The 26906-nt window shown below is 60.6% G+C and carries 24 protein-coding genes, 1 tRNA gene and 2 pseudogenes; 13 read left to right on the forward strand and 14 right to left on the reverse strand.

Going from position 1 to position 26906, the window contains the following annotated elements:
- Nucleotides 1-107: 107 nt before the first annotated feature.
- A complete protein-coding gene (locus U0023_RS34845) occupies nucleotides 108-368 on the reverse strand; it encodes a hypothetical protein (protein WP_009762961.1) in 261 nt (86 codons plus the stop codon).
- A gap of 378 nt (nucleotides 369-746) precedes the next feature.
- Here U0023_RS34845 and U0023_RS34850 point away from each other — a divergent pair, with 378 nt between their 5' ends.
- Nucleotides 747-3200: a type IA DNA topoisomerase gene (locus U0023_RS34850; protein WP_009762962.1), complete on the forward strand. Its 2454-nt coding sequence runs from the start codon at nucleotides 747-749 to the stop codon at nucleotides 3198-3200.
- A 40-nt stretch (nucleotides 3201-3240) separates the two neighbouring features.
- Here the strand turns inward: U0023_RS34850 and U0023_RS34855 are convergent, their stop codons facing one another.
- The 4 genes from U0023_RS34855 to U0023_RS34870 all read right to left on the reverse strand — a co-directional run bounded on the left by U0023_RS34855 (nucleotide 3241) and on the right by U0023_RS34870 (nucleotide 6437).
- Nucleotides 3241-3633 carry a cupin domain-containing protein gene (locus tag U0023_RS34855; RefSeq protein WP_009762963.1) on the reverse strand — a complete coding sequence of 131 codons (393 nt, stop codon included), beginning with the start codon at nucleotides 3631-3633 and terminating at the stop codon, nucleotides 3241-3243.
- Between the two features lie 190 nt (nucleotides 3634-3823).
- Nucleotides 3824-4015: a hypothetical protein gene (locus U0023_RS34860; RefSeq protein ID WP_040638642.1), complete on the reverse strand. Its 192-nt coding sequence runs from the start codon at nucleotides 4013-4015 to the stop codon at nucleotides 3824-3826.
- Between the two features lie 267 nt (nucleotides 4016-4282).
- Entirely contained in the window at nucleotides 4283-5665 is a 1383-nt protein-coding gene (locus U0023_RS34865) for a cytochrome P450 (RefSeq protein ID WP_009762965.1), read from the reverse strand.
- 690 nt (nucleotides 5666-6355) lie between these two features.
- Nucleotides 6356-6437 (reverse strand) — tRNA-Lys (locus tag U0023_RS34870).
- Nucleotides 6438-6836: 399 nt separating this feature from the next.
- Here U0023_RS34870 and U0023_RS34875 point away from each other — a divergent pair.
- Complete coding sequence (locus U0023_RS34875) at nucleotides 6837-7502, forward strand: hypothetical protein (protein ID WP_009762968.1); 666 nt, start codon at nucleotides 6837-6839, stop codon at nucleotides 7500-7502.
- Between the two features lie 120 nt (nucleotides 7503-7622).
- Here the strand turns inward: U0023_RS34875 and U0023_RS34880 are convergent, their stop codons facing one another.
- On the reverse strand, nucleotides 7623-8828 hold the full coding sequence (locus tag U0023_RS34880) for a L,D-transpeptidase family protein (protein ID WP_009762969.1): 1206 nt from the start codon (nucleotides 8826-8828) through the stop codon (nucleotides 7623-7625).
- 278 nt (nucleotides 8829-9106) lie between these two features.
- Between U0023_RS34880 and U0023_RS34885 the strand changes: the two are divergent.
- Nucleotides 9107-9433 (forward strand): annotated as a pseudogene (locus tag U0023_RS34885) (IS66 family transposase); the annotation flags it as partial.
- Nucleotides 9434-9858: 425 nt separating this feature from the next.
- Nucleotides 9859-11448 carry an ABC transporter substrate-binding protein gene (locus U0023_RS34890; RefSeq protein ID WP_009762971.1) on the forward strand — a complete coding sequence of 530 codons (1590 nt, stop codon included), beginning with the start codon at nucleotides 9859-9861 and terminating at the stop codon, nucleotides 11446-11448.
- A gap of 819 nt (nucleotides 11449-12267) precedes the next feature.
- Here U0023_RS34890 and U0023_RS34895 read toward each other — a convergent pair.
- The 8 genes and pseudogenes from U0023_RS34895 to U0023_RS35885 form a co-directional block, all read right to left on the reverse strand.
- A complete protein-coding gene (locus U0023_RS34895) occupies nucleotides 12268-13167 on the reverse strand; it encodes a hypothetical protein (RefSeq protein WP_009762973.1) in 900 nt (299 codons plus the stop codon).
- Nucleotides 13168-13242: 75 nt separating this feature from the next.
- Nucleotides 13243-13728, reverse strand: a complete 486-nt coding sequence (locus U0023_RS34900; protein WP_009762974.1) for a Panacea domain-containing protein — start codon at nucleotides 13726-13728, stop codon at nucleotides 13243-13245.
- 112 nt (nucleotides 13729-13840) lie between these two features.
- Nucleotides 13841-14119 carry a hypothetical protein gene (locus tag U0023_RS34905; RefSeq protein ID WP_009762975.1) on the reverse strand — a complete coding sequence of 93 codons (279 nt, stop codon included), beginning with the start codon at nucleotides 14117-14119 and terminating at the stop codon, nucleotides 13841-13843.
- Entirely contained in the window at nucleotides 14085-14561 is a 477-nt protein-coding gene (locus U0023_RS34910; protein ID WP_154661107.1) for a hypothetical protein, read from the reverse strand. The genes U0023_RS34905 and U0023_RS34910 overlap by 35 nt, the downstream gene beginning before the upstream one ends.
- A 587-nt stretch (nucleotides 14562-15148) precedes the next feature.
- Complete coding sequence (locus tag U0023_RS34915; protein WP_009762978.1) at nucleotides 15149-15349, reverse strand: hypothetical protein; 201 nt, start codon at nucleotides 15347-15349, stop codon at nucleotides 15149-15151.
- Between the two features lie 89 nt (nucleotides 15350-15438).
- Nucleotides 15439-15894 (reverse strand): HAD domain-containing protein, encoded by a 456-nt coding sequence (locus tag U0023_RS34920; RefSeq protein WP_009762979.1) that lies wholly within the window; start codon nucleotides 15892-15894, stop codon nucleotides 15439-15441.
- Between the two features lie 425 nt (nucleotides 15895-16319).
- Nucleotides 16320-16610 (reverse strand): annotated as a pseudogene (locus tag U0023_RS35880) (NIPSNAP family protein); the annotation flags it as partial.
- A gap of 71 nt (nucleotides 16611-16681) precedes the next feature.
- The gene (locus U0023_RS35885; protein ID WP_009762981.1) at nucleotides 16682-17449 is read right to left on the reverse strand and encodes a GntR family transcriptional regulator; all 768 of its coding nucleotides are present in this window, start codon (nucleotides 17447-17449) and stop codon (nucleotides 16682-16684) included.
- Between the two features lie 311 nt (nucleotides 17450-17760).
- Here U0023_RS35885 and U0023_RS34935 point away from each other — a divergent pair, with 311 nt between their 5' ends.
- From U0023_RS34935 to U0023_RS34975, 9 genes are all read left to right on the forward strand, one after another.
- Nucleotides 17761-18651, forward strand: a complete 891-nt coding sequence (locus tag U0023_RS34935) for an NAD(P)-dependent oxidoreductase (protein WP_009762983.1) — start codon at nucleotides 17761-17763, stop codon at nucleotides 18649-18651.
- On the forward strand, nucleotides 18648-19559 hold the full coding sequence (locus tag U0023_RS34940) for an amidohydrolase family protein (RefSeq protein WP_009762984.1): 912 nt from the start codon (nucleotides 18648-18650) through the stop codon (nucleotides 19557-19559). The genes U0023_RS34935 and U0023_RS34940 overlap by 4 nt, the downstream gene beginning before the upstream one ends.
- Before the next feature lie 51 nt (nucleotides 19560-19610).
- On the forward strand, nucleotides 19611-20399 hold the full coding sequence (locus U0023_RS34945; RefSeq protein WP_009762985.1) for an RraA family protein: 789 nt from the start codon (nucleotides 19611-19613) through the stop codon (nucleotides 20397-20399).
- Between the two features lie 174 nt (nucleotides 20400-20573).
- Complete coding sequence (locus tag U0023_RS34950; protein WP_323673926.1) at nucleotides 20574-21770, forward strand: ABC transporter substrate-binding protein; 1197 nt, start codon at nucleotides 20574-20576, stop codon at nucleotides 21768-21770.
- Nucleotides 21771-21827: 57 nt separating this feature from the next.
- A complete protein-coding gene (locus tag U0023_RS34955; RefSeq protein WP_210161015.1) occupies nucleotides 21828-22706 on the forward strand; it encodes a carbohydrate ABC transporter permease in 879 nt (292 codons plus the stop codon).
- Nucleotides 22707-22712: 6 nt separating this feature from the next.
- Nucleotides 22713-23657 (forward strand): carbohydrate ABC transporter permease, encoded by a 945-nt coding sequence (locus U0023_RS34960; RefSeq protein ID WP_009762988.1) that lies wholly within the window; start codon nucleotides 22713-22715, stop codon nucleotides 23655-23657.
- 43 nt (nucleotides 23658-23700) lie between these two features.
- Nucleotides 23701-24759 (forward strand): ABC transporter ATP-binding protein, encoded by a 1059-nt coding sequence (locus U0023_RS34965; RefSeq protein ID WP_322883891.1) that lies wholly within the window; start codon nucleotides 23701-23703, stop codon nucleotides 24757-24759.
- Nucleotides 24760-24901: 142 nt separating this feature from the next.
- Entirely contained in the window at nucleotides 24902-26098 is a 1197-nt protein-coding gene (locus U0023_RS34970; RefSeq protein WP_009492155.1) for a CaiB/BaiF CoA transferase family protein, read from the forward strand.
- On the forward strand, nucleotides 26095-26865 hold the full coding sequence (locus U0023_RS34975; RefSeq protein ID WP_009492156.1) for an enoyl-CoA hydratase/isomerase family protein: 771 nt from the start codon (nucleotides 26095-26097) through the stop codon (nucleotides 26863-26865). Before U0023_RS34970 ends, U0023_RS34975 begins: the two co-directional genes overlap by 4 nt.
- Nucleotides 26866-26906: the final 41 nt, after the last annotated feature.

A 26906-nucleotide genomic window follows, 5' to 3' on the forward strand; every position in this document is an offset into this window, starting at 1 on the left:
TCTGATAAAGCTGAAGAAAAGATGAAGCGGGCGATGGGAATCGAACCCACGACATTCAGCTTGGGGAGCTGATGCTCGCCTAGACGAGGCCTACAGGCAGGGCTTACTTACCGCGGCTGTTCGCTAGCTCTGCCCATGTTCATCTTGCCTGTCCGGCGGGCGACCTCAACGGCGACCTCTGACCAGAACCGGCAGCCGGCTTCGCTTCCTCGGGCGAGGCAGTACTCCGCCTGCTCCCGCGCTCGCTCGTAAGCAGCCCTCCCCTCATACGCAATCAGAGACACGGCCTCGTACTCGACCACTGTCAGGTCGGCACCGGGAGGCCGCCGGCGGAACAACTGTCGGATACGATGAAGGAGTTTGAGCATGAGGCAATCCTCGTTCTCGACGGTAGGCCAAGCAAGCGAGAATCCTGTCGCATTCACTTCAGGCAGTCAGGTTCTCAGCCTTGGCTACGATGGTGAATGCAGGAAGGCCCACCCCAGCCTATGCCAGAGTGGGCCTGTTCAAGGGATGACCCGCAGTGGAGTCTAGAACACCGCGGGATCAGAGCCCCGGCAGCTGTTTTTCCCTTGGTCTCCCAAGGTACAATGGGTCGCTAGCTCCGCCCAACCTCTGATATGGCGATCGCCCCTTTTCCTGAAAAGAGCCCTGACGGACCATTTCGCTGGAGCGCCCCAGTCATTGACGGGCTCCGGTCCCGGAGATAATGTTCTCTTTTCGTTCCGATCAGGCTGCCCCGGGTCATGACCGCTCCATCAGCATCGCGCACGCTGTTCTTCTTCGAGAAGCCCTCGGCCATGCGCCAGCTGCAGCGCTTCTTCAAATCGCCGAGCACGATCTGTGTTTCGGCTGAGGGGCACCTCCTGGCAGCCGAGGAGCCCGGCACCGTGCGGGACGAATGGAAGTCGTGGCGGTTTGACACCCTCCCGATCGTGCTCGAGCGCATTCCGGTCACCTACGGCACCAGCCGCTCGGGCCAGTCGCACAAGCCCAAGGTCGAGGCGATCAAGCAGGCTCTTGAAGGCGCGGAGCGGGTGATCATCGCCACTGATCCGGGTCGAGAGGGCTCGATGATCGCCTGGGAGGTACTTGAGCATCTCGGGTACCGAGGTCGGGTCGGTCGTCTCAAGCTGGGGGCCCTCGACGAGATCTCGATCCGGCGCGCCTTTACGGCGATGGCCAAGGAGCCGGACTCGGGTGAGCGGGACTATGCCGCCTATCTTGAAGCCTTATGCCGCCAGTACGAAGATTATCATCTTGGCCTCAACGGCACCCGCGCCATCTCCCTGCGGCTGCGCCCGCCTACGTTTCGGGAGCCCTGGCGCTTTGGCGGCGTGCAGACGCCAACGCTTGCGATCCTGGCGGATTTGGAGAAGCGCATCCGCGACTTCGTCCCGCAGGATTATTACAAGATTGCTCTGACGGCCGCGACGGGCAGCGGGGCCGAGATCACTCTTTGGCACGCGCCGAAAGACAAGATCCTCGACAAACAGATAGCCGAGATCATTCAGCAGGCATCCGCCTCCTGGTCAGGTCCGCTTGGCGTTGAACAGAAGGATGTCCGCCGGTCGCCCCCTCGCCTGTTCTCGAAAGACACTCTCGCTCGCCGTTGCGCCAAACGCTTCGGCTGGGATCCGCAGCATACGGCCAAACTCGCTCAGGACCTCTATGATCAGGGTTATCTGACCTATCCCCGTACCGAGTCCGAGCACCTGCCCGAGAGCCAGACAGGCGATGCCAGTGCGGTCATTGAAAGCGCTATCAGGCTCTTGTCCGACCTTGCGAGTCTCGTGCCAACTGCGGGAGACCTCGTGTTCCGCAAGGGCAACAAAGGCCACTACGTTAAGGATCCGGGCGAGCATCATGCGATTGTGCCGCTGCGCAAGGTGCCACAGCCGGGGAGCATCAGCGCAGAGCATCTCCGCCTCTGGGAACTGGTGGCCAAGAGTTTCCTGGCGGCCCACCTGCCGGACGGCATCGATGCTCGGACGACGATCGCCGTGCAGGCCCCAACACCACTTGGCCCTAAGCGGTTTTCAATCAGCGGCAGCGTGATCAAGTCCCCCGGCTGGCGGGCCGTCTATGGCGCCGAAGCCGACGAGGAGAATGAGATTGTCCCCGGCAAGGCCAGGCCGGACGAAGAACCCACTACTGGCCGTCTGCCGCCCATCCGAGATAAGGAGCCTGGGAAGGCAACCGACGCCCGGATCGAGACAGCCAAAACCGAGCCGCCACGCCGGATCACCCGCGGCGAGTTGCCAGTTGTCATGGGCCGCCTCATCGATCAGGTGGAAGACCCAGCACTCAAAGCCGCTCTGGAGAATCCAGCGAACCCGACCGAGCCCAAAGGCCTCGGAACCGCGGCAACCCGCGACACCATCCTGCCGAAGCTTCAGAAAAGCCAATACGTCGACCTGCTGAAGGGCAAGGATCCGCCAATCCAGGTCACGGAGGTCGGGCTTGCTTTCATCGCAGCCGTTCGCCGTGTCTTTCCCAGCTACGGTGATCCTGTTGGGCGAGCGATGTTCGAGGCTGAGTTAGCGGAGATCGGACGTGCCGTCACACGGAATGAGGCCATTCATCGGGCCACATCCTATCAGGAGCGGACGCGTGTTCGCGTACAGGAATTGATTGGGGCCATCGCGCAGTCGGAGACCGTTGCCATTGATCCTACGACAGTTCCCGTGAGTTTCGCGTCGGCTGGGAAGCCACCGACCAAGGCCATGATTGCCTTTGCCGCATCCCTTGCGGCACGCAAGGGACTCAAGCTGCCTCGAGGCTTGAAGAGCAATGCCGCCATCTGTCGGACCTTCCTTGACCAGCATGCGCCAGCACGGCCATCGGAAGCAGGAGAACCCAGGCCTCAGAATGGCCCTCGCCCTCCAAGTGAAGCGATGGTGCGCTACGCACGGGCATTAGCTGAAGAACACGGTGTGGAGTGTCCACCAGAGATCACGACAAACTTTGCTGTCTGCAGGGCCTTTCTCGACGAACACGCGTCACATCAGGCAACGCCAGCAGAGAACGGAAACGGGAGAACGAACCGCAAGAACCGTTCACCGGCAGCTGGGAGTGACCGTTCCGGCAAGAGCCATGCTGGAACGCCTGCGACCAAGCGATCCATAGCAGCCAAGGGGTCATCGACCCGGGGCCATGCACGAGCGCGTCCTGCGACTCCCACCCCGCCATTACGATAAGCGTCACCCCGCACGCACGCCAAGGCGGCCAAAAGAATGCTCATCCAAGTGTTAATGAGTGTGTTGAGCTGCTTTTGGTCTTTAGCGACTCACTGCGAGATAACGAGCCATAGTGAACAGCAAGCCAGATCGTCAGCTCCGTCGCGTCTGTCCATTCTACGCGGTGGCGTTTCCGCGCCGGAATCAGCAGGTAGTCCCCTCGTTTCAGCTCTCTGGGAGCGGGTTCGCCCTCGAACAGAAGGCCAGCGGATCCAGAGAGCAACAGCACCCACTCAGGCCACTCCTGGTCGTACCAGAACCCGGGCGGACTTGCCTGCCCTGTAGAGACAATGCGCTCAATCCTGACACCTTCCGCGGCAACAAGCTCCGTGCATTCCTCGTCCACTGCATCGCGGCGGATGTGTTCAAAGATGTTTCCGACCGCAGTCATCATCGCCGCTAAGTCCCTCCTTGCACTGGAGGCTTTCCATTCACCTGTCGCATTGGCGCTGTTGAATTCACGCCGCTGACGCTCACATCAGATCTCTGAGGAAGAGATAAGAGGCGAGGTCGAAGTGCCATTTCATCTGTCGGGTAGGGAAACGAGTCATAATCCACGCACGCCTTGCCCCGACAACATTGACCTATCGATCGGTTTCAGTTTCCTCTTCACTGCTCTCGAGAGGCTCACTCGTTTCCATGATGAAGTTATAATTGGCCGCGGAGACGGACAACACATCGTTCCCGAACAGGGAGAACGTCACCGTTCCGCTGCTGTCGATGTTCACAGCATCCGCCTCGAGCTGGAGTGACTCCCCGGAGACAAAGTTGACCATCCAGCCTCTGACTTCGAGTGCAGCCCGGGATCCCCGCTTAGTCGCGCCTTTCCTGGCAGTTCCCCGTTTCACAGCACCTCTTTCCGCGCTCCTTCCCCGAGTGGCCGCTCGTTTGCCGACACCCTTCTTGGAAGCTCCCCGCTCCGTCGTGCGGGCCCGGCTAACCGACTTGGTCGTTCTTGCCATGACTTCCTCCTCTCAGCTGATACCTACTCCTGGACGTAGAGGCTTATCCGACGTCGGAAAGCTCATCATCCCGACAGAAGCCTATCGGTGTCGCAGGCGGAACAGCGGCGCGTGATCAGGCTGGGTGGTCACAACGGCGACGGGCAAGACCGGTTGATCTGTGACCAACTCGATCCGGTACGAGCGCATGAGTTCGGCCAGCACTAAGGTGGCCTCCGTGAGGGCGAAGTGGGCGCCAATGCACACGCGAGGCCCAACCCCAAAGGGCAGGTAGGCGAAGCGGTCGATGGCCGAGGCGCCGGGGAGAAAGCGTTCTGGGGCGAACGCATCCGGCTCGTGCCAGTATTTCCGGTGCCGGTGCAGCACCCAAGGTGAGATGATCGCGAGATCGCCCGGCTTCATCGCAACACCTGCGACCTCGTCCGGCTGGCGGGCCGCCCGGACGATCACATAGGCCGGCGGGTAGAGGCGTATAGCCTCATCCAGCACCGCCCGTGTGTAGGTCAGCTTGCTGAGCGGAGGCTCCGCCCTACTGTCCGACACAGCTGTTGTGGCCTCCTGGGCGATCCGCTCCTGCACCTCCGGCAGGTGGGCCAGCAGATACACCGACCAACACAGCGCCACCGCCGTGGTCTCGTGTCCGGCCAGGATCATGGTGGCGATCTGATCCCGCAGTTGCTTAGGCGAGAACCCCTCCCCGCTCTCCGGGTCGTGAGCCGCCATGAGCAGGTCGAGCAGATCGCGCGGACCACTGGCATGGGTCTTGGCCTTGAGCCGCTCAGCCATGATCTGGTCGATCAGCCGGATCCAGTTCCGCCGGAACCAGGCCCGCGCCAAATCACGGGGTGTCGGAATGCCGATGGGCACAACGAAATCGAGCAGGTGCGGTCGGCCGAGCCTCTGGCCGTAGCGCATAATCTGCTCCCGGAGTTCGGGGCCGTGCTGGCCCATCTCCAGGGAGAACATGGTGCGCCCGGCGATCTCGAGGGCGAGGCGCTGGATCACGGGAAAGAGATCCACCCGCTCCTTCTCGGTGGCGGCGAGACGGCCGATCATCTCAGTCGTGGCTGAGCGGATATGCGGAATGAGAAGCTCGACTGACCGCGGCGTAAAGGCCGGTGCCAGGGTGCGCCGCTGATGCCGCCAGGCAGGTCCCTCGCTGGTGAACAGTCCCTCCCCCAGCAGCGGCTTGAGGATCCGGAGGGTGGCGCGGGTTCGGCCATAGGCCTCCGGGTGATCGACCAGCACATGGCGGATGGCTTCGGGAGCATTGAACAGAACCGAGGAGCGGCCGAAGAAGCGACGGACGACCAGCTCCTCCTCATAGGCCCGTTGCGACCAGACACGAATGTTATTGGTTCGCATTAGCGAGGCGAGCTGGCGCGGCGAGAGGTTCTCCGGAGCAGGATCCGGATGAGGCGGGACGAAAGTCCGAGTGTACTCAGGCGCGACGGAGGTCTGCATCGGCCCTGTTTTACCACGTTCAGGCCCCAAGGCAGAGATACGGAGCGAGCACCAAGGATAGATGGCTCAATCCACTCGACCACACCGGCTCAAACCTTTGCCTCGTAGGATATGGAGGCGCTAAGGATCGGTGGAAGCACCAGTCGGAAGGATTGGGTGCCGACAACCGACGCCAGGAACAGGATGCGGGTGCAGCAGCATGGATTCGAAGGCCGATCGTGGATTTCGCGGCTGATCCTTGCGACCAGCCAAGCTCGCTGAGAGAATTGGGAATCACCCGAACAAGAATTGAGTGTTCAATCCTTCGGGGCAGTGTTCAGACAGGGAGAATTTCGGCCGTTCGTGGCGAGCCAGTTGGTACCAGCTTGGTACCGGGTCCGATCAGAACTCTGGGAAAGGGCCTTGGGCCTATGGTAGCGGAGGAGGGATTTGAACCCCCGACACAAGGATTATGATTCCTCTGCTCTGACCAACTTGAGGTCATAGGGACACAGCAGGGCCAATGATATCGTCGCAGTTCCGCTTAATCCCGCGGACCGACTCATCAGGCAGGTGGGGATCGATGCTGATCTCGGATTGCCCACCCGCCAAGCTCGCCGTTACCCCCTATGTTACCCCGCGACTGCCTGCGACCGGAGAGGCCGCTAGGGAGAATGTCTGAAACCCTTGCCGGTTAAGGGTTTTAGGTAGTGAGCGCGCTGGGACTCGAACCCAGGACCCTCTGATTAAAAGTCAGAGGCTCTTTTGACTGGAGATCATTTAGCCGGCGCTCCACGCAGAGGCGTTCGTCGACCGTCGCACTCTTGTTGCGCCAACGAGACCATCCGTGTCTATCGCGATCAACTCCAAGATCCGGGAATGTTGCGCTACGACGCTGGAGCACAGGAGCACCCACAATGGATCCTGATGTGATCGGGGATCTTGAGGACGAGTTGACAGAGATCGGCTTCAGTGCAGAGGCGGCGGGCTGGATCATCAGCAAGGTTCCCGTCTAAACCGCTCGGCTGCGGGATCGAAGGTCAACGATCGCTATCCGTCCGATGTGCCCCCCAACAAGGCAGAACAGCCCGAAGCTGTGATCCTTCTGCAACCATGGACCGGCAAATGTGCCAGTCCGGTTGACGAAAGCCCTATCAAAGGTAGGGTGTCCGCCCTTTTGCCAACAATCACCATGAGACTCTGCACCTCCTTTGTCGCGCGGCACGCGCTCCCCGCCTTTGGCTTTCTGATCCTGACGGCCGGGACGCAGGCTCAGACCCTGAACGGCATTCACATCGGGGAGGACATCGCCACGGCCTCGCGGATCGTGGGCAGGCCGACCTCCAGAGTTGCCGCAGGCCCCCACGAGGAGGTCCGGTGGAGACTGTCTGACGGGAACATGTTCGCGCTCGCGACAGATCCGGTCAACGGCCGGATCGCCTATGCTGAGGAAACCTGGGGTGGCCGGCCTGATGGCAAGCCCGCCGACTTTCCTGGCTTCCGCTATGGCGAGACCACCCTTGCGGACATCCGGATGCATGCCCAGAACAACGGCTTCGCCTTCGTCGAGCGGCTCCTTGACGAGAAGCCGGATGGCCTACGCCTGTTCAATGCCTACGAGGTCGAGGGCGCTCCCGGCCTCGTGGTGACCTTCGTCAGCCGGATGTCCACGCCGGACACGCAGCGGCTCAAGGACAAGCAGGAAAGCATCGACATCAACCGGGCCGCCAAACTGGTTGGTATCATCCTCGGGGAGGCGCGCTACCTCGAGGCGATCTGGGGCCAAGCCAAGCTCAAGGGCAAGAACTACAAGCCCATTCGTTGGACCTCTGCTCGCACAGTGGCACTGAAGCCCTAACCGCCATTGTAACAGCGTACAGGTCTATTCAGCATGGCCCCGACATCACGGGCGCCTTCAGGCCCGGCAGGACGGTGTTTCCAGCCGCCAGATCGCTGGCGCCCGCCGGCAATGCGCCCTTCAACTCTTCTGTTCCAAGTGCGCGGGCACGATCTCCTGCGCTCCCAGGATCGCCGGCTGGTCGTGAGAGAAACTCACTGCAGCGCCACCAACTGGGGCGGACGTCAATAGCGATGGCAGTTCCTTCAGCCACGTGGACGGGCCGTCCACCGGCGCGATGGCGACGAGCCGTTCTTCCCTGGCTGGAGGAGAGACGACCTTTGCGTCAGCGGATGATGGGGTGCAGGGACCTGCTCCGGGACACACCGGTCGCGTCGCCCGGGCGGGCGCAATCACCCGCTCGAGGCCGGCATAGGCCAGAGCCTCGGGACGGCTGACCTCACCCAGGGAGATGCCGCGGCGCCACAGAGCGGTGAAGGAGGGGTGCTGCCCGCCATCGGCATAGGTGGTCCGGATGGCCGCCCTGCCCTCCTCCAGCAACACGGTCATATGGTCGTCTTCCATGGCCCGGTAGGCCAACACCTCTGCTTCCGTGTCCGGGCTTTTGGCCGGTTGGAAGGTGTATCGCCCCGTTGAAACAATCACGACGAGTTCTTCCCGAGTGGCCTCGAAGCGATCGGAGCCCTCCTTGAGCTGGCGCCAGAACGCAATGTTCGGATCCAGGCGATGCTGAACGAGGTTTTCCGCCGTCATGCGAAACGGATAGGCTTGCAGCTGGACGGCCTTCTGGCCGCCCCTGAACGCCTCCCGCATCAGGGCGTAGATCTCCGCCATTCCCGCATCCGTCATGGCATAGCAGCCGGCGGAGGAGCAGGTTCCGTGCACCATCAGGGCGGAGCCGGTGGCCCCCTGCGCCCGATCGTAGGCATTGGGAAAGCCGGTGTCGAAGGAGAGATAGTGCTTGGATTTCGGGTTCATTTGGGAGGCGGTGACGGCATAGAAGCCTTCCGGCGTCTGCCGGTCTCCCTCCTTCTGCTTGGGACCGAGTTGGCCCGACCAGCGGCAGATGGGGAATGTCTTGAGGTGAAGATAGCGCCCGCTGCTGCTGCGCTTCCAGATTTCGAGCTCCGCCTCCTTCTTGTAGATGCGGATTAGCATTGGTTCGGCGGGAGCGGTGCTCTTCTCCTTCATCAGAGCCACTGTTGCTGGGGGGAGAGGCGCTTCGTGCTTCGGATATCCGGGCGCTGCCTGCGCGACCTGTCCTAGCAGGGCAGCGGCTATGAGAGCCAAGACAGGCAGATGTGACCATCTGAGCATGGAGATCATAGGCGGCTTTCAGTTGTTGGATGAAATGGGCTCTTATGGCGTGAGTAACGGACCGAGACTGCCATTTGCAGGAAATTGCGGCAACACGTGGCTTGCCTCCAGCCCGGGGGAGCTCAGTGAAAGAGGAGCGGCAAAGAGAAAATTGCCGCCTCGACTCGCCGGACAGGCATGGACAGTTTTGGCGAGTGTCTCCCCGGCTCTCGCGGCACGATGCCGTGCAGGATAGCGGGTTGATCGACTGAGCGCTCGGGCGACCGTTGAACCCAATCTCTGGTCAACGCACAGGCTACCAGGAGTTCGACACGCTGCTGGCCCAAGTGGCGCGACGGAAAGCCGAACTGCTGATGGTGCTCGAGCGGCCGGAGATCCCGCTGCACACCAATGCGTCCGAGAACGACCTGCGGGCCTGGGTGATCAAGCGCAAGATCTCCGGCGGCACCATGAGTGCGGATGGCCGGGTGGCCCGAGATGTGATGCTGGGGCTCTCGAAGACCTGCCGCAAACTCAGACTGTCGATCTTCGACTATCTTGGCGACCGGCTCGGCCTGAATGGGGATCAGCCGATAATTCGGCCCCTTGCCGACCTCGTCGTCCGGTCAGCCTGAGGCCCCAGGCCCCCCAAACTGCCGCGATGACCTGTCCGGAGCGCCTGAACAGTTAGGCTAAGTCATTGAGGAGCAATGTACCCGGAGCCAGAAGCGAAGCGATAGGTCGTTTGCCTACTGGCTGCCTGATGCCTGTTCTCGGTGCATTTTAGTATCGATAATCGCCGCTTATCGTTACTAATGGCCAGTTCTCCGTTTTGGACCCTTTCGGAAGAGTGCATCGGTCCCTTCTAGGCCCAAATCGGCTGCGGCTGAGTCTTGGGCTTGCAGGTGTTTGGGAGCCGCTCCTGTTCCGGGCCTGGGTCTCCCCTCCCCTGCTGGACGCTCTCCGGAATTCCTGCCACGCTGACGCTTCCGGCTCCGGGCCGGACCGAACGAGAGCGCCGCCCTCGCATCAGGCGGAGCCGCCAGTGGAGAATAGCCTTATGATCCGAACCAGCGTCGTCATCCCTGCAACGATCCTCCTCGCAGCCGTGTCCACCCCTGTCCTGGCCGCGTCCCTGCGCTACGCCAACCAAGGCGATCTGAAGTCCCTCGATCCTTATACGCTCAACGAGACCACCACCAACGCCCACCTGGGGCATGTCTACGAGGGTCTGACGCGGCGCGGGAAGGACCTCGCAGTGCAGCCGTCACTTGCGGAGCGCTGGGAGATTAGCGACGACGGCCTGACTTGGCGCTTCTTCCTGCGCAAGGGCGTCAAATTTCACAACGGCAACGACTTCAATGCTGACGACGTGATCTTCTCGGCCACCCGGGTCCGCATGAACGGCTCGAACTTCACGACCCGCGTCCCGACCAATGCCGAGTTCGTGAAGGTCGATGATTTTACCGTCGACGTGAAGCTCAAAACTCCGAACCCGATCCTGAACTCCCAATGGGACACCTGGTACATAATGGACAAGGAATGGGCGGAGGCGAACAGCGCCACCGCTCCGACGCCAGCGGCCGCCACCACGCCGAGCTTCGCGGCGCTGAACGCCAACGGCACAGGACCGTTCAAGATCGAAAGCCATCAAGCTGGCGTGAAGACGGTCTTCAAGCCGAACCCGGGCTGGTGGGACAAGCCGGAGCACAATCTCGATGAGATCGTGTTTACGCCCATCGCAAGCGACGCTACCCGGGTCGCCGCGCTCTTGTCGGGCGAGGTTGATGTCATCGAGCCGGTCCCGGTGCAGGACATTGCCCGCGTCAATTCTTCGCCTAATGCCCAGGTGCTCACCGGGCCCGAGCTCCGGACGATCTTTATTAACATGGACTCGGCCCGCGATGAGCTTCTATTCTCCAACGTGAAGGGCAAGAACCCGTTCAAGGACGTGCGGGTTCGGGAGGCATTCTTCAAAGCAATTGACATCAATCTCGTCCGCGACCGCGTCATGCGCGGACTGTCGACCCCGTCGGCCCTGATGATCGCGCCGGAACTCTTCGTTTACTCGAAGGACTTCGAGCGCCCGAAATACGACCTCGAAGGCGCCAAGAAACTGCTGGCCGATGCCGGCTATCCGAATGGGTTCGAAGTCGGCATGGACTGCCCGAATGACCGCTACGTCAACGACGAGGCGATCTGTCAGGCCATCGTTAGTATGCTGGCCCGGGCCGGTGTGAAGGTGAACCTGACCGCGCAGCCGAAGGCTCTCTACTTCGCGAAAGCCGGCAAGTCCGGCGGCTACACCACATCCCTTTCGCTGCTCGGCTGGACCCCCGGCACCTTCGACAGCCACAATGTTCTATATGACGTCATGGGCTGCCGCGACGTGCCGGGATCAAGCCGGGGCGAGACCAATTACGGCGGGTACTGCAACAAGGAGCTTGATGCTGTGACCGACCAGATCCTGGTCGAAACGGATCCGGAGAAGCGCAATCAGCTGATCAAGACGGCATTTGAGATCGCCACCAAAGACTACGGCCATATCCCGCTGCACCAGCAGGCGCTCGCCTGGGGCGTGTCGAAGAAGGTCAAGCTCGTTCAGCGCGCCGACAACCAGCTCCTGTTCTACTGGGCCAAGAAGGACTAGGGATCTGCGGATCGTCGTGTCGTCGGCCCTGCCAGCGCGGCGGGCCGGCATATTCAAGCACGAGGCCTTCTCAGGTGTCTCTAAGCGGATGAGGAGGCCTCCAGCCCAAATGGAGCGGCCTGATCACGATGATCTGGCACCATCCCATTTGAATGGGTTCCCGGCTTCAAGCCTCGCCCGGATGCAACAACTCCCCTCCCCTCTCGGATGACATGGTCGGACCTGGCCTCCGAGCCTGTTGTCAGGGTTTCTGGCCCCACTGTGGCTCACCACTCCTCGCCAGGGTCCTTAAACGGCATTGTTGCACTAACCTTATGAGACACAATTCATACTGGATTGCCGCGTTTGACAGGTAGAGCATCCTATCGCTTGACACGCTGATGCAGAGTTCCTGAGTACGGCCAATGGGCCAACAGATGAGGCAGGTATGTGGTCGACTATCGATGTCAGAAGCAGCTAGCGTATCTAACATTCCATGTTGGCCTCCTCTCAGGTTGATCCGTGGGGATTTCAACTTCCCCTTCTTCGCGTTCTCAAATGAATCAAAAATCTGATTGGCAGTGATCCTCGGGTGCCAACCCACCTTCGATGCCCGAGAGGTAGCAAGCCCGTAAGCGGTTCCCATACTAGCCGATGTTTTAGACCCGTGGATCTTGGGTCCGCGTCAGCGATGATCAGAGGCTGAGGTCTCGTAGCGAGTACCTGGCCAACAAGGATACTTGTTTTGAAGCCCTGCAGAACGGTCAAAGGGACCAACGGATGAGGCAGGTATATGTCAGAAAGCCACTCTGGGCCGGGACGTTGATTTGATCTAAAGCTTCATTGTTGCCTCCTCTCGAAGCGACATTCTTCTTTTGGGGATTTCAACTTCCCCTTCTGCGCATTCTCAGTTGGATAGAGAATCCATACTTCTACGCTGCGGAAGCCGCAGCCTCTTGTTCGTCGATCTGGTGCAGAACCGAGTACAATGCCCCCATGGAATTGGTGATAGATCTTGGCGGCGCGACCGGCCCCAACAAAGGGCATGATCATCTGAGCAGGGACATATGCCCCAACATGGGCCTCCTGGGATCCTAGATCGGCTCCCACCAGCACTCCGGCGAGGCATCCCTCATTGTCGACGACGGGACCACCCAGATCGCTTCGGTTCGGATAATCGAAGCAGACGTGGGCTGCGATCGTGTGCTTGCCCCCAAACGCGGTGTCGGCGCCGTCGCGGAAGTACGTCATCGTCGGGTGGGTGGCGATCCAGCCGGCTTTAAGGACTTGGGGTGGCTCGGTGCCGAGCGTGCTAAGATTGAGAGTGCTATCCCCGAAGACACCATCGGCATAGCCGATGCGCCATACATGATTTTTGCCATTCATGGCCGCGATGGTGGCAATGTCAGGATTGGGCCAGCGCTCGATATCATCGCCGCGAACCTGGAGGACGGCGATCGGGAGAACGGGCGTCTCATACACCCAATCGACCCAGTACACTCGCCCGGTACCGTCCAGAAGGTGGATGCGAAGATCGTGATAGGGGCCAGCCCCTTTCCACTGCTCCCAAGGGAGTTTGATCTTGCCATCTGAGATCGTCGCGAAGGCACCGCCGCCGACGTTCGTGGCGAACCCAACGAATGAGCGTTCGCCATTGTAGGGGTGTCTGCAGATCGCAGCGATGCTCCCTTTCAGGGATGCGAGGCCTTGTTCGGTGAATATGCCAGGATTCTTCGGCAATGGAGCCTCCGTGGGCTTGAACGGGATGAAGCGAGGTGGGCCCGACCATTGATCGGGTCCCAGAGTGCGGTGGCTCTACTGGATGAGCGAAACCTGCCGCGCTTGGGCGGTGAAGTGATGGGCAATCACCGCCTGTGGGATCTCGACGGGGGCGGACATGAGGAAGTGATGTTCTTCGGCCACCCGCCGCCACGGTGAGTTTGGACTGTGCGCGAGGAGGCTCAGGCTGGCCTCGGGCAGCCCGGCGTGGCGCTCGTCCACCCATTCGATGAGTTCGTGGGTGATCGTGTCCTCATCCGGCACGGCGGGGCACCCCTTGACTTGAACCGGTTCCGTGATCGGAGCATCCCCGTAGGATGACAGCTGAGTGAACAGGCGACCGAAGATCGGACCCTCGCTCCAGACCTCCGGGGCTTCGGTCAGGAGCGGCTTCCCAAGGATCGGGATCGACCAGCCATAGAGGAGATAGCAGAGCGTCTGGCTCCGCTTGTGTGTGATACCGCCTGAACTGGCGTGGCGGGCGATCAGCGTGTTTGCGACTGCAATCGGGGGGTATGCCATGGTCCGGGATCTCCATTGAACGGAAGGCAAACGAATGCGGCGCGGGAGGATGCATCCTCCCGCGCTGGTGGTCGGTCCGGCCGACGCGAGATCGTGGCTGTGAGGCTAGCTCTTAGCCGCCGCGACGGTTCCACTCGGCGTTGATCGCCTCGTGCATCGCTGCGCACATGCCGTCCTGATGATCGTCCTGGTTAGCCTTCAACCAGGTCCGGATTTCTTCATCGGTAGGGGCCGGCTCGATGCTATCACTGATCAGGGCGTCAACGTCGTTGACATCATAGGCGGCCACCGCCCAGCCCCGGCGGCGCATTTCCTCGAGGGCGAGGCAGAGATCACGGTGGCTGAGTTTTGTCGGATCAAACGGGGATGGGTGCGGGGCGTTCGGGATCATACCATCCGCCTGCCTCAGACGGTCGAGTAGTTCTTGAACCCCGTCCTGATCCAGCGAGATATCCTCGTTCAGGCCCTTGGCCTCCGGAGGCTAGGAGATAGACCTCATTCGACCGCTCGAAGGGCTCTCCCAAGCCGTCCTCATGGTAATGGAAAAGAGCCGCGAGGACCGTGTTCTTGTCCTGCGTGCTGAGCGGATAGAGGAGGAGATCGGCCGTCGCCCTCTTTGCCTGTGATTTGAGCCGGCGGAGTTCGTGGGGGCGAACGTTGTGAGCTCCGAACTCCTCCGCCGTCTCCTGAGGTGTGTAGATCCCAATGTCCACACCCCACTGGAGGAGATGGCCTGCTTCGTTCAGTCCGAGGATTTCACCCTCCTCGAGAGCTTTTACGTCGAGCAACTCTCCCGTCGCGGGGAGGTGAAGCATCATTCTGGGCAGATTCACGTCGCAGTTCCTTACAGAAGGCAAGAGCGCAGAGGTCGAAAGCGGTACGGCAGGCGATTTCCCGTGCCACGGCTTCGGTCCATTCCGGATCGGTTTTCAGGGTCTTGATCCGCGCAGGCAGCAGTTCCTCCTTGTGCGTTCGAGCCGCCATCAGGGCGTCGTAAGCGATGAGAAGGGTTTGACGGGGGTCTGCCATGACTGCGGAATCCTGCGGCTGTAAGGCTGGAGATGCTGTGTCCCCTCGATCAGGGGCCTTTGGCCAATTCTCCAGCCTCCATGGTAGCAGAGGCGGGTAAACCAATCCCGACATGGTCAGTGGTTTTGTATCGGCCGAGCTCGCTGGGCCGGACCCGCATGAAGGACGTGGCCGTGTTGCCGTTTCAAGGATGTCGGCGCCATCATCGTGGAGCCGAACCCCGAAGTACCCGCGCGTCGCCTTCGGATTCAACGAATAGAACAGCCGCAGGAATCCAGGCTTCGTGGAGGCCGTCGATCTGGCAAGCTGGCGTGCTTCGAGACGGCGGCTGCCGTCTCGCTCAATGACGCGGTAATGATCCGGCATCGTGTTTCCTTTCTGTCAGACGCGATCAGGCGCACAGGAGCCGCTCGGCGGTGGCCGAGGCGGCTGCGTAGGAGGTGTGGGGGAGGGAGAAGAAGTCGCCCTGGGCCGTCTCAACCTGGACCACGAAGACGTTACCTTCCGATAGGACGGTTGCGTCCTTTACGTCAGAGCCGAAGGTCTGGATGTTGGCAGCTTCCTGAGACGAAGAACGATCGTAACCGGACATCGTGGCTCTCCTTGATTTTGGGGATTTTCAATTCATCCCTTTCATCTCGGACTGAGCCTGGAATTCAGATCAGGGGAGTTGGCACTTCGCTACCCGCGCAATAGGGCGATTGCTGTTTCCGCATCGGTCCATGTGAGCTCGATGCTAGGGTCAACCTGAATGTGGAAATGCTTCTGGTGCAGCAGCATGCCTGGATCATCATCGATAATGACGTATCGGGCTGGCCGGTGGCGTTGCAGATGACGATCGATCTCGGAGCCTCTGATCGGAAGGTCGGCAATCTCCTCCTCCGGGAGTAGATCCCGTGTCCGCCAATCCATGAAATAGCAATCCTGACCGATCCCAGCCTTGGCGAGCTTGTCCCGGCAGCCGGCGTCGCGGCGCCAAGTGCTCGCGACGACCAGGCGCACACCTGTCTGGTCGAGGATATCGACGACCATAGCGGCGGATCCTGGCGCTATGTAGCCGGCCCCGCCAAGTCTTATCGACTGATCCGTGACGATCACGTCATCGATGTCGTGATAAACGAGAGCGGTCGCGGCCATCTTAGGTCAATTCGATGTCAAGTGACCGTTCTCAGGTCATGATTGGGGCGTCCATAAGGGGTGGGTTCCAGCAGGATGCACGCAGCTGAGCCAAGAGTCTGAGCGGCACTGCTCGTTCGCAGGTCAGGCATTGTTTCGAGCTGCCGAAGACCAGAGCGTCTGTCATTATAGTTCCGCCACCCAAGAAGCATCGTAACTCCTGGATTTGCGGGACCAGTCTGGTTCTCGAAGAGCCCCAGTACCGTCGCTCCACTGGCGGCCATCGCGGGAAGGTAAGATTGGGCAAGGAATTCATTCGCAGTACCTTGCGAACCAACCCGCACCGCATGGATACGCAGTTCAAAGAGGTCAGCTTCGACTGGTTGGGGCGCAGTATCATCGGCCTCTGACGGATTCCAAGCAGTCGAGGCTGTGAGAAAGCGCAGATCGTAGCGCTGGACCATCTCGCTTGTTCCATTGGTCCGTTGCCGGATCGCCTGCCACTCCTGATCTGCTCCCAGACCGGCAAAGCACCTAGACCTCTGTTCAAACCCGCCCGGCCAGCGGAGCAGCCACACGAACATGGGTACTGACGGGCCGGCGCTCACCGTCCATTGAGCAAGCCGGGGCGGGAAACCGTGTCGCTCAAAGAAGGGTGGTAGCACCTGCCCGATCCGTTCAACGAGTTCTTCCAGGCGCCCAGGGACAGCGTGGTACATCCGCAACTCGTAGAACATGGCCCGTCACCTAATTCCTAATCGGTGTATACAAGACATCCGCCAAAAACGTGTATACAAGATTACCACCCCTAGGCGGAATCTGAGCTTTCGCCAACATCTTTCGCTGCCCGCATCACAGCCAAGCCGTTAAGGTAATGAGGCTCCATCAAGGCGCTGAGCCTGTCCCCATCCCGGGCTACAAGAGCTGATTGCATCGCCTCGTGCTCGCGCAGGGCAGCATCCCATCGGGATGGATAAAGGTTGGCAGCGGAGCGGGCGCGGCGCACGCGAGGAGCGAGCAGGTCCCACACTTCCAAGAGAACAAAATTGTGGGAAGCTGCGACAATCCCACGATGGATGTCCTGATTGAGCGCGATGTATCGAGGCAGATCGCGCTGCACATAGGCAATCATCATCTGATGATGCGAGATCGTGATCGCCGCGATCTCCTCATCGCTGGCCTTGACACACGCCAGCTTAGCCGCCGCAGCCTCGATATGGCCGACCGTCTGATAGAGCGCCTCGACCTCGTCGAGATCGAGCGGCGCTACAATGGCGCCCCGGTTTGGGACAAGCCGGACCAACCCTTCGCTTGCCAGCGTCCGAATGGCCTCACGCAATGGAGTTCTGGAGATCCCGAGGTCTTCGCAGAGTTCCTTCTCCCTCAGGGGAGCCCCCGGCAGAAGCTGGCCTGAAACGATCCTTTCCCGCAGCGCGGTAACTGCTGCGCCATGGAGGCGGCCCTTGCGCCCCCCAACGGACTCAATCGGTGAAGACGTCTCGTCCCGGACGTCAGCAGGGAGATCTGAATACATCATGAGATATGTATGCACCACTCTTGCGCCCGAGACAAACATCAAAAAGGGAACGAGGGGTGTTGACGTTCCTGGAATTTGTATGCACGCTAGCTGACAATAACCGGGGCGCTTCGACGATCCCGGGTTAGGGAGAACGCCATGGCCATTTCAGGCTGCATCGCGCTTTGGCGCGAAGGGTCCCTTGCGCGCACTTTAACCCCGACACCGACGGCATCGTGTGCGTCGATCGAACCGTTCCTCCAGCAACACCACGTGGCGGAGCCCCGGGCTGAGACTTTGATCTCAAACAAGGTGGCGCCTCTGCAAGAGGCCGGCAGCAACCCGGGCAAGCGTGTTCGAAGGACACCGCTATGACAGGAGCGAGGCCGCGGCTCGGGTTCGTCGGCATCGGCCTAATGGGTGAGGGGATGACCCGTCGCCTTCTCGACCGAGGCTGGACCGTGACAGTCTGGAATCAGGAGCCGGAGCGCCTCGATATGGTCATCCCGCACGGCGCAGTCGCTGCGGCAAGTCCGGCTGCCGTGGCAGATGCCAGTGATTTCGTCCTGATGTGCGTGCTCCATACAGAAGCGGTGCGGCGATGCGTGTTTGCACCGGATGGAATTGCGGCGGCGCAAAACAAGCCACGCATCGTCATTGACCTCTCCACAGCTGATCCAGAGGCCACTCGCGAGATGGCCATGCGCCTGCGCACCGAGACCGGGACGAGTTGGGTTGATGCCCCGATCTCCGGCGGTCCAGGGGCCGCGCGCCAGGGCACTATGACCATAATGGCCGGTGGCGAGCCCAGCGATATCGAGGCGATCCAGCCGATCATGGACGACCTCGCCGCCAATTTCACCCCCATGGGTCCGGTCGGGGCCGGGCAAACCACCAAGATCATCAACCAGGCAATTGTCGGGACTGGTTATGTGCTGATGGCCGAAGCCGTTGTGCTCGCCGAAGCAGCGGGTATTGCGGCTGAGCGTCTCCCACAGTGCCTCGCGGGAGGTGCGGCCGACAGCGTCCTGCTGCAGACGATATACCGGCAGATGAAGGCACGCGATTTCGCGCCGCCCAAGGGCTATGCCCGCCAGCTTCTCAAGGATCTGAAGGCAGTCGTGGATTTCGAGCGCACGGCTGGCCTGTCCCTCCCGATCGTCGAAACCGCCTGTGACCGATACGCCGCCTATGTCGGGAAGGGCAATGAGATGGAGGACTCAGCATCCATCGTACGTCTTTATGAGGGAACGGGATCATGAGCGACACCAGGGCCGAGATTCCGATCATTGATGCGCATCAGCATTTCTGGAATCTCAGTACGAACTATTACCCTTGGCTTCAGGATCCGGACCCGATCCCCTTTCGATACGGCGACTACTCCGCGCTCAAGCGCAACTACCTCCCTGCCGACCTGCGACGTGACATTGGCTCATACCGGGTCGTGAAAACGATTCACATCGAAGCTGAGTGGGATCGGTCGCGGCCGGTGGCTGAGACCGAATGGCTGCATGACCTCTCGCGCCGCGAAGGCCTTCCGACAGTCTGCGTGGCTCATGCGGCTCTGGACGCGCCAGATGCTGATGAGACGCTTTACCGGCAAAGCCGCGTCTCTATCGTGCGTGGCATTCGCCACAAACCCACTGCAGCGGGCTCCCCTGGTGAGGCGAAGCGTGGCGCACCAGGATCAATGGACGATCCACAATGGCGCAAAGGATATGCGATCCTAGGATGCCTCGGTCTGTCCTTTGATCTGCAGACGCCTTGGTGGCACTTGGACGCCGCCTCGGAACTCGCACGCGATTTTCCAAACACACAAATCATCATCAATCACACCGGCCTGCCTGCCGATCGCAGCCCAGAGGGGCTCGCCGCGTGGCGCAGTGCCCTTGAGAAGGTGGCGACCTGCCCGAACATTGCTATCAAGATCTCCGGCCTCGGACAGAAGGGGCGTCCCTGGAGCTTGGAGAGCAATGCGCCAGTGATCCGCGACGCCATTGCGATCTTCGGAGCCGATCGAGCCATGTTCGCTAGCAACTACCCCGTGGACAGCCTCGTGGCCTCCTACGGAACGATTGTAGCGGGCTTCCTAGCGGCGATCGCAGACCGCCCGATGGCGGAGCAGTATCAGCTGACCCACGACAGCGCAGAGCGGATCTATCGCCTCTGACCTCTTTCAACCACGGGCTCATGAGTTCGTCCAACCCAGCAGGAGAGCAGAATGGATACCAAAGTCGCTTCCACTATGGGAACCAACACCGCAGGCCAGCCGGATGCATTTCGAATCCGCAAATACTTTGAGCCGTTGCGGGTCGTTGACGTTTGCGATGCCCTTGACGGGATCGGATACTTCAACATCGGCCTGGTCTCGGAAGATATTCGACCACTCTGGCTCGGGATGCGATTCTGGGGTGTCGCCTACACGCTGCGCTGTGTTCCATCCAACAAGCCGATGTGGAAGCTTGATACCACGGAAGACATCGTCAATGCCCATGGGATCTGGTTCGACAAGGTCGGACGGGGCGCACTCGGCTTCAACGACGAAATCCAGCCTGGGCATGTGGTTGTGACCGACGTCGGGGGCGCCGACAACGTCGGGCTCTGGGGCTCGGAAAACACCCTTCGCGCCGTCAAAGCTGGGGCCGTTGGGATCATCACCAACGGGCAATGCCGCGATACCGCTGAGATCCTGCAGCAGAAGACGCCGGTTTGCGCTAAGAGCCGCGGCCGCACGATCATTCCCGGCCGCATCGAGGCCGTCGAGACCCAAACCACAATCGGCTTTGGCGGAGCCCAGGTTCGTCCAGGCGACATCGTTGGCTGCGACGACGATGGCCTCGTGGTCGTTCCTCTCGAAGTCGCCGAAGAGGTAGCGCGCCATGCCAAGGCAGTGCTCATTGCCGACATGAAGTCGCGAAAGAGCCATTACGAAGCGCTCGGAATGCCCGTCGATAGGACGGTCGATTTTGCTGCGGTTGACGAGTACTACGCCGCACTCGACCGGGCCTAAGACACATCCCGGCCGGCGCGCCTCGGAGTGCCTCCGGCCGGGACCACTCCGCATCGGCGGCGGCTCCGCCGGAGATCAAGCAGACCTCTGCCAAGGAGGCTCGGAACAACGGAGGAAACGATGACGAAGATGAGCTATTTGACCACCGGTCTCGTACTCGGCGCATCTCTTACAATGAACGGTCTCGCTCAGGCGGCCCCGGTCGAGCTGCAGTTCTGGGAGGGGCACAGCGTTCAGGAGGAGACGGCGACGATCAAGATGATCGAGGCCTTCGAAAAAGCCAACCCGGATATCAAGATTACTCGGACCAAGGTCAACTTCGGCGGGAATTTCGAGAAAATCACGACAGCGGTCGCATCTGGTACGGCACCGGACGTCACTCCGATCTGGAGCGGGTTCCTGACCCAATTCGCCGCCTCCGGATCTCTCATTGATCTGAACAAGTACGGAGCGGCGGATATCAAGAACAGCATTTACCCGGCCTCCTGGAACTACGTCCAGTATAAGGACGGCGTCTATGGCGTACCATACGCTCAGGACCCGCGGATGATCGTCTACAACCTTGATGCCTTCAAGGAGGTCGGACTGGAGAAAGGCCCTGCAACCCTCGACGAACTGTACACCTCGGCGAAGGCGCTTTCCAAGAAGTCTGGAAACGCCGTTGAACGCTATGGCTTGGCCGTAGGGGATCAGGACAATATCATCTACTTCTTCGTCAGCCTGCTTTATGCCAATGGTGGACAGGTGTTCAATGCCGACGAGACCGAAGTGGCCTTCAACAGCGATGCCGGCATGAAGGCAGCCGGCTTCCTCAGCAAAATGGCACGCGAAGGGCTCGTCTCCACCAACGTGCCGCAGGACAACATGCGCAGTGGTTTGCTCACTGGCCGCTTCGGGATGATTTTCGATGGTCCGTGGATTTTCTATGCGGCCGCGAATCTCGGAAAGCCGGCGCAACCCTTCGATGTGGTGCCATTCCCGTCCGCGACACCCGGTGGTCCGTCGGGAACAGTCGCGAGTGTGGGAGCCTACACAGCCTTTGCGTCCAGTAAGCACCCCGAGGAAGCGGCGAAGTTCGTGAAGTTCATGGCGTCTCCAGAGGCGCAGCAGTACCGCATCCAGGTGCTCAAGACCGGTGTCTCCCCGGCGGTTGTAAACGAGCCCTACGCAAAAGAAACGTTCCAGAAGGTGCCGGCCCTCGCCAAGGCGCAGGAGATCGCCGCCAACGTCAAGATCTATCCGGTCCAGGCCAAGTGGACGAAGGTCGTCGATGCGCTGCGGCCAGCTCTCGAAGCGATCAGTTCAGGAGCTGATCCTCAGGAGACCATCAACAATGCCGCGCGTCAGGCCAATCGCGGCCTGCGGCGTTAAGACCTCCGGCGCGACCGCTGCGGTCGCGCCGCCCCACACCGTTCCTGCCAGGAGTGAATGATGGGCCTGAATCGGCAGAAGATCATCCTTGGATCTGTCTTCCTTGGCTTGCCGTTGGCTTGGCTGACCTTCTTCGTGGTGTTCCCGATCCTACTCGTCGTCTACCTGAGTTTTACGAGCTACGACATTCTTGGGTCACCCAAATGGATTGGTCTGCTCAACTATGAGGACCTTCTGGACGACGATGTATTCTGGACCGCGGTACTGAACACAGCCTATTACACGATTGTGACTGTTCCGGTCGGCATGGCCCTGTCACTTCTGCTTGCTCTATTCATAAATCGCAGGCTACCGGGCGTCGGCTTCTTCCGCACCGTCTATTATGCTCCAGTCGTTGCGCCGCTTGTCACGACAGCTCTTGTCTGGATGTTGTTCTATTCGGAGACGACCGGTCTGTTCAATTATCTTCTGGCGCTGCTCGGCTTCGCGCCGAAGCAGTGGCTCAGCAGCAGCACGTGGGCAATGCCCAGCGTCATCGTTATGAGCATCTGGAAAGGGCTTGGCTTCAATATGGTGATCTTCCTTGCCGGACTTCAGTCGATCCCCCGCGAGCTCTATGAGGCAGCCTCCCTTGACGGTGCCGGATCGACCAGCAGCTTCCGGTACATTACGCTGCCGCTGCTGGCACCTTCGACCGTCTATGTGACAATCACCTCGATCATCGCGTCGTTCCAGGTGTTCTCGCAGGTCTTTGTCATGACGGGCGGGGGGCCGAACAACTCGACCACGACCATCGTACACCAGATCTACAGGACTGCATTTGTTCATCTTGAGGTTGGCTACGCTTCTGCGATGGCACTTGCCTTGTTTGTCATCCTGGTGGCCGTGTCGATGGTGAACCTACGGCTTGTCGCCCGCAAAGAGATCTACGGATAGTCACACATGACCGCAAATCCGACAGCTTTTACCAGCGAACTCACACGTGACGGTCGTGTGGAGTTGAGCGTACGCCCGGCAGTCCGAAGGCTTCTAAAGGATTGGTTCGGGTTCTACCTGCCAGCCACTGTCATTGCGCTCGTCATGCTGTTCCCGTTTTTCTGGATGATCTCGATCGCGTTGCGGTCTGAGCCGGAGATCTACACTTATCCGCCTCACATTTTTCCGGAGACGATCCGCTGGGACAACTTTGCCCGGATCTGGTCAGATCCCCGCATGAAAATGGGCCTGCTGTTCTGGAACACCCTGATCTATGCGACCGTCCGAACATTCCTGCAGCTGCTCCTCTCCAGCATGGCAGCCTTCGTGCTGGCCCGCTATCGCTTCCCCGGACGAGACGCAATCTTCTTCGCCATCCTCGCCACCGTCATGATTCCTCACGAGGTGCTGGTCATCCCCCTTTTCGTGATCATGAAGCACATGCCACTGGCAGGGGGAAACGACTGGCTCGGCATGGGTGGGACCGGCTGGCTTGACAGCTTCAAGGGTCTGATCCTTCCGGGCATCGTGAGTGGCTATTCGATCTTCTTCCTCCGCCAGTTCTTTCTTAATATGTCATCTGAGCTCGAGGACGCCGCCCGGATCGATGGCGCCAGTGAATTTGGCATCTACTGGCGCATCACGCTGCCGATGGCGATTCCGGCCCTGACGACGCTTGGCGTCTTCAGCTTTCAGTTTGCCTGGTCCGACTTCATGTGGCCGCTCATCATCACGAACAGTGATCATATCAAGACCATCCAGCTTGGTCTTGCTGTGCTGCAATCAAGCGAGGGAACCGAGTGGTCGCTCCTGATGACCGGTGCAGTGATCGCGACGCTCCCACTGATATCGCTCTTCGTTCTGCTCCAGCGATTCATCTCAACGGGCATCAGCTTTGGTGTTGGGCGATAAGCGCCTTAGCCGGCGTCTGGACACGATCGGAAGGTATACAGAAATGGCCTCAGTTGAGATCCGCAACATCCGCAAGAATTTCGGCACGGTCCCGGTCATTCACGGGGTGTCGATCGACATCCAGGACGGGGAGTTCGTGATCCTGGTGGGCCCGTCGGGCTGCGGCAAGTCGACCCTGCTGCGCATGATCGCCGGGCTGGAGAGCGTCTCGGGCGGCGAGCTGCGCATCGGCCCGAAGGTGGTCAACGACATGCCGCCGAAAGAGCGCGACATCGCCATGGTGTTCCAGAACTACGCCCTCTACCCGCATATGACGGTCGCCGACAACATGGCCTTCTCGCTCAAGCTCAAGAAGGCGCCGAAAGCCGAGATCAAGGCCCGCGTCGACCGCGCCGCCGAGATCCTGGGGCTCAACAAGCTGCTCGACCGCTACCCGCGCCAGCTCTCGGGCGGCCAGCGCCAGCGCGTCGCGATGGGCCGGGCCATCGTGCGCGACCCGCAGGTGTTCCTGTTCGACGAGCCCCTGTCCAACCTCGACGCCAAGCTGCGCGTGGCCATGCGCACCGAGATCAAGGCCCTGCACCAGCGCCTGAAGACCACCACCATCTACGTCACCCACGACCAGATCGAGGCCATGACCATGGCCGACAAGATCGTGGTGATGCACGACGGCGTGGTCGAGCAGGTCGGGGCGCCGCTCGAGCTCTACGACCGCCCGGCCAACCTGTTCGTGGCCGGCTTCATCGGCTCGCCGGCGATGAACTTCCTCAAAGGCCACCTGCAGGGCGGGCGCTTCGTCACCGCGAGCGGCACCAGCCTGCCGGTGGCCAATGCCCCGGCGGCCTCGGACGGGCAGCCGATCATCTACGGCATCCGGCCCGAGCACTTCATTCTCGACGACACCAACGGCCTGCCGGCCGAGGTGGCGGTGGTCGAGCCGACCGGCTCGGAGACGCAGGTCTTCGCCAAGTTCGGCGGCGCCGACGTGGTCGGCGTGTTCCGCGAGCGCGTCGACGCTCAGCCCGGCCAGCAGATCCCCCTCATGCCGGATCCTAAGCTGGTGCACCTCTTTAATCCGGAGACGGGGCAGAGGATCAATTGAACGTCTGACTGAACGAGTGCGATTTGGTGGCATTTGGCCAGGTAGGAAGCCTTGTTCGATGCAAGACACGGTCAACAACAAGTCAGAAGGGCGATTGATTCGCCCGGAACCTGCTCTCGTAGGATGAAGAAGGACCCTCCGAATGACCCTCCCGCTTGCGCAGCTCAAGGTTCTCGACGTCAGCCAAGTCATGGCTGGGCCGTTTTGTTGCATGCTCCTCGGCGATATGGGCGCAAACGTAGTCAAGGTTGAGCCTCCGGGAACCGGCGATCAGACACGACGAGCCATGGGCTTCCGCCTAAAGGGGGCCGACAGCGGTGGCTTTCTCGCGCTGAACAGGAACAAGCGCAGCATTGAGATCGACCTGAAGAGCGAAGCCGGACGCGACGTGTTCTACGATCTCGTTCGCACGGCCGACATCCTTGTCGAGAACTACCGGCCAGGCGTCACCGCGAGATTGAAGATCGACTATCCGACATTACGGGAGATCAACCCGCGCCTCGTATATGCGAGCATCTCAGGCTTTGGGCAAACAGGCCCCTGGGCCCAACGCCCGGGCTTCGACCTGATTGCACAAGCTATGAGCGGCGTGATGAGTGGAACGGGCTATCCGGGGCTGCCGCCGGTGAAGAACAGTATTCCGGTTGCCGACCTTGGGTCCGGACTGCTGGCGCTCTACGGCATCCTCAGCGCCGTCATCGGGCGTGAGCAGACTGGGGAGGGGCAATTCATCGACGCCTCTTTGTTCGAGACGGCCCTGAGCCTGTCGATCTGGGAAACGGCGGAGTATTGGGGCACCGGACGGGTGCCCGGCCCGATCGGGAGTGCTAACCGCATGAGCGCGCCGTACCAGGCTGTGCGCGCCTCCGACGGTTACCTTGTTATCGGGGCGGCCAACCAGAAACTCTGGGTAAGCCTGTGCGAGGTCATCGGGCGTCCAGATCTCGTCGAAGACAGGCGTTTTCTGACCAACACCGATCGGCTCCAGCATCGTGAGGAACTGATCCGAGAGATCGAGAAGAACCTGAAAGAACGATCGAGGGACGAATGGACGGATGCCTTCCTGGCAGCGGGCATTCCAGCCGCACCGATCTATGATTATGCGCAGGCACTACAGAGCAAGCAGGCGAGCGCGCGAGACATGGTGATGGAGATGGATCATCCAGTGGAGGGAGCGATCAAGGCTCTAGGATTTCCCGTGAAGATGGGCGGAACGCCTCAACAAGTGCGCTACCCGCCCCCGCTCCTAGGGCAACACACGGAGGCCGTGCTGGCTGAGCTCGGATACGATACCGGCCGCATTCAGGCTCTGCGTGAGCAGGGAGCGTTCGGCCCATGAGTGGCAACGTTCACCTTAGGCGGGAAGGCCCGGTCGCTCACGTAACCTTTGATCGTCCCGAGGCGCGCAACGCCATGACGTGGGCGATGTATGAGCAACTCGCGTCCATATGCGGGCGCATTGGAGCCGATTCTGCTATCCGCGTCGCGACCTTCCGGGGAACTGGTGGATCCTTCGTGGCTGGGACCGACATCCAGCAATTTACCGAGTTCCGAACCGGTGATGATGGCGTCGAATATGAACGCCGCATGGAAAGATTCCTGACGAGCCTCGACCGGCTGCCCTGTCCCACCCTTGCCGTCGTTGATGGCTGGTGCGTCGGAGGAGGGCTTGCGATTGCGGCGTGCTGCGACTTGCGCATTGCAACACCCGCTGCATCATTCGGTGTTCCCATCGCACGGACCCTGGGGAACTGCCTATCCATGAGCAGCTACGCCCGCCTTGTTGCAGAGTTCGGGATCGGCCGTGTCAAGCGCATGATCCTTGGAGGAACCCTTCTGTCCGCCGCCGAAGCTCGGGAAGCCGGCTTCGTGACAGAGATTGTTGAGGCAGGAAGCATCGATGATAGAACGGCCGAATGGGTTGTCCGGCTGACTCGAAACGCACCCATTACAATGCGGGTCAGTAAAGAGGCAATCCGGCGGGTGATTGCGTCCGGCGTGCTCGAAGGGGACGACCTGATCCGCGATTGCTATGGCAGTGCGGATTTCCATGAAGGCGTCAGCGCGTTCCTCGCCAAGCGTAAGCCTGCGTGGAGCGGCCGGTAGTTAATCAGTTCCATTCGACGAAGCGAAACCAAGAAGTTCTC

The sequence above is a fragment of the Microvirga lotononidis genome, assembly GCF_034627025.1.
In the GTDB taxonomy this organism is placed as follows: Bacteria; Pseudomonadota; Alphaproteobacteria; order Rhizobiales; family Beijerinckiaceae; genus Microvirga; species Microvirga lotononidis.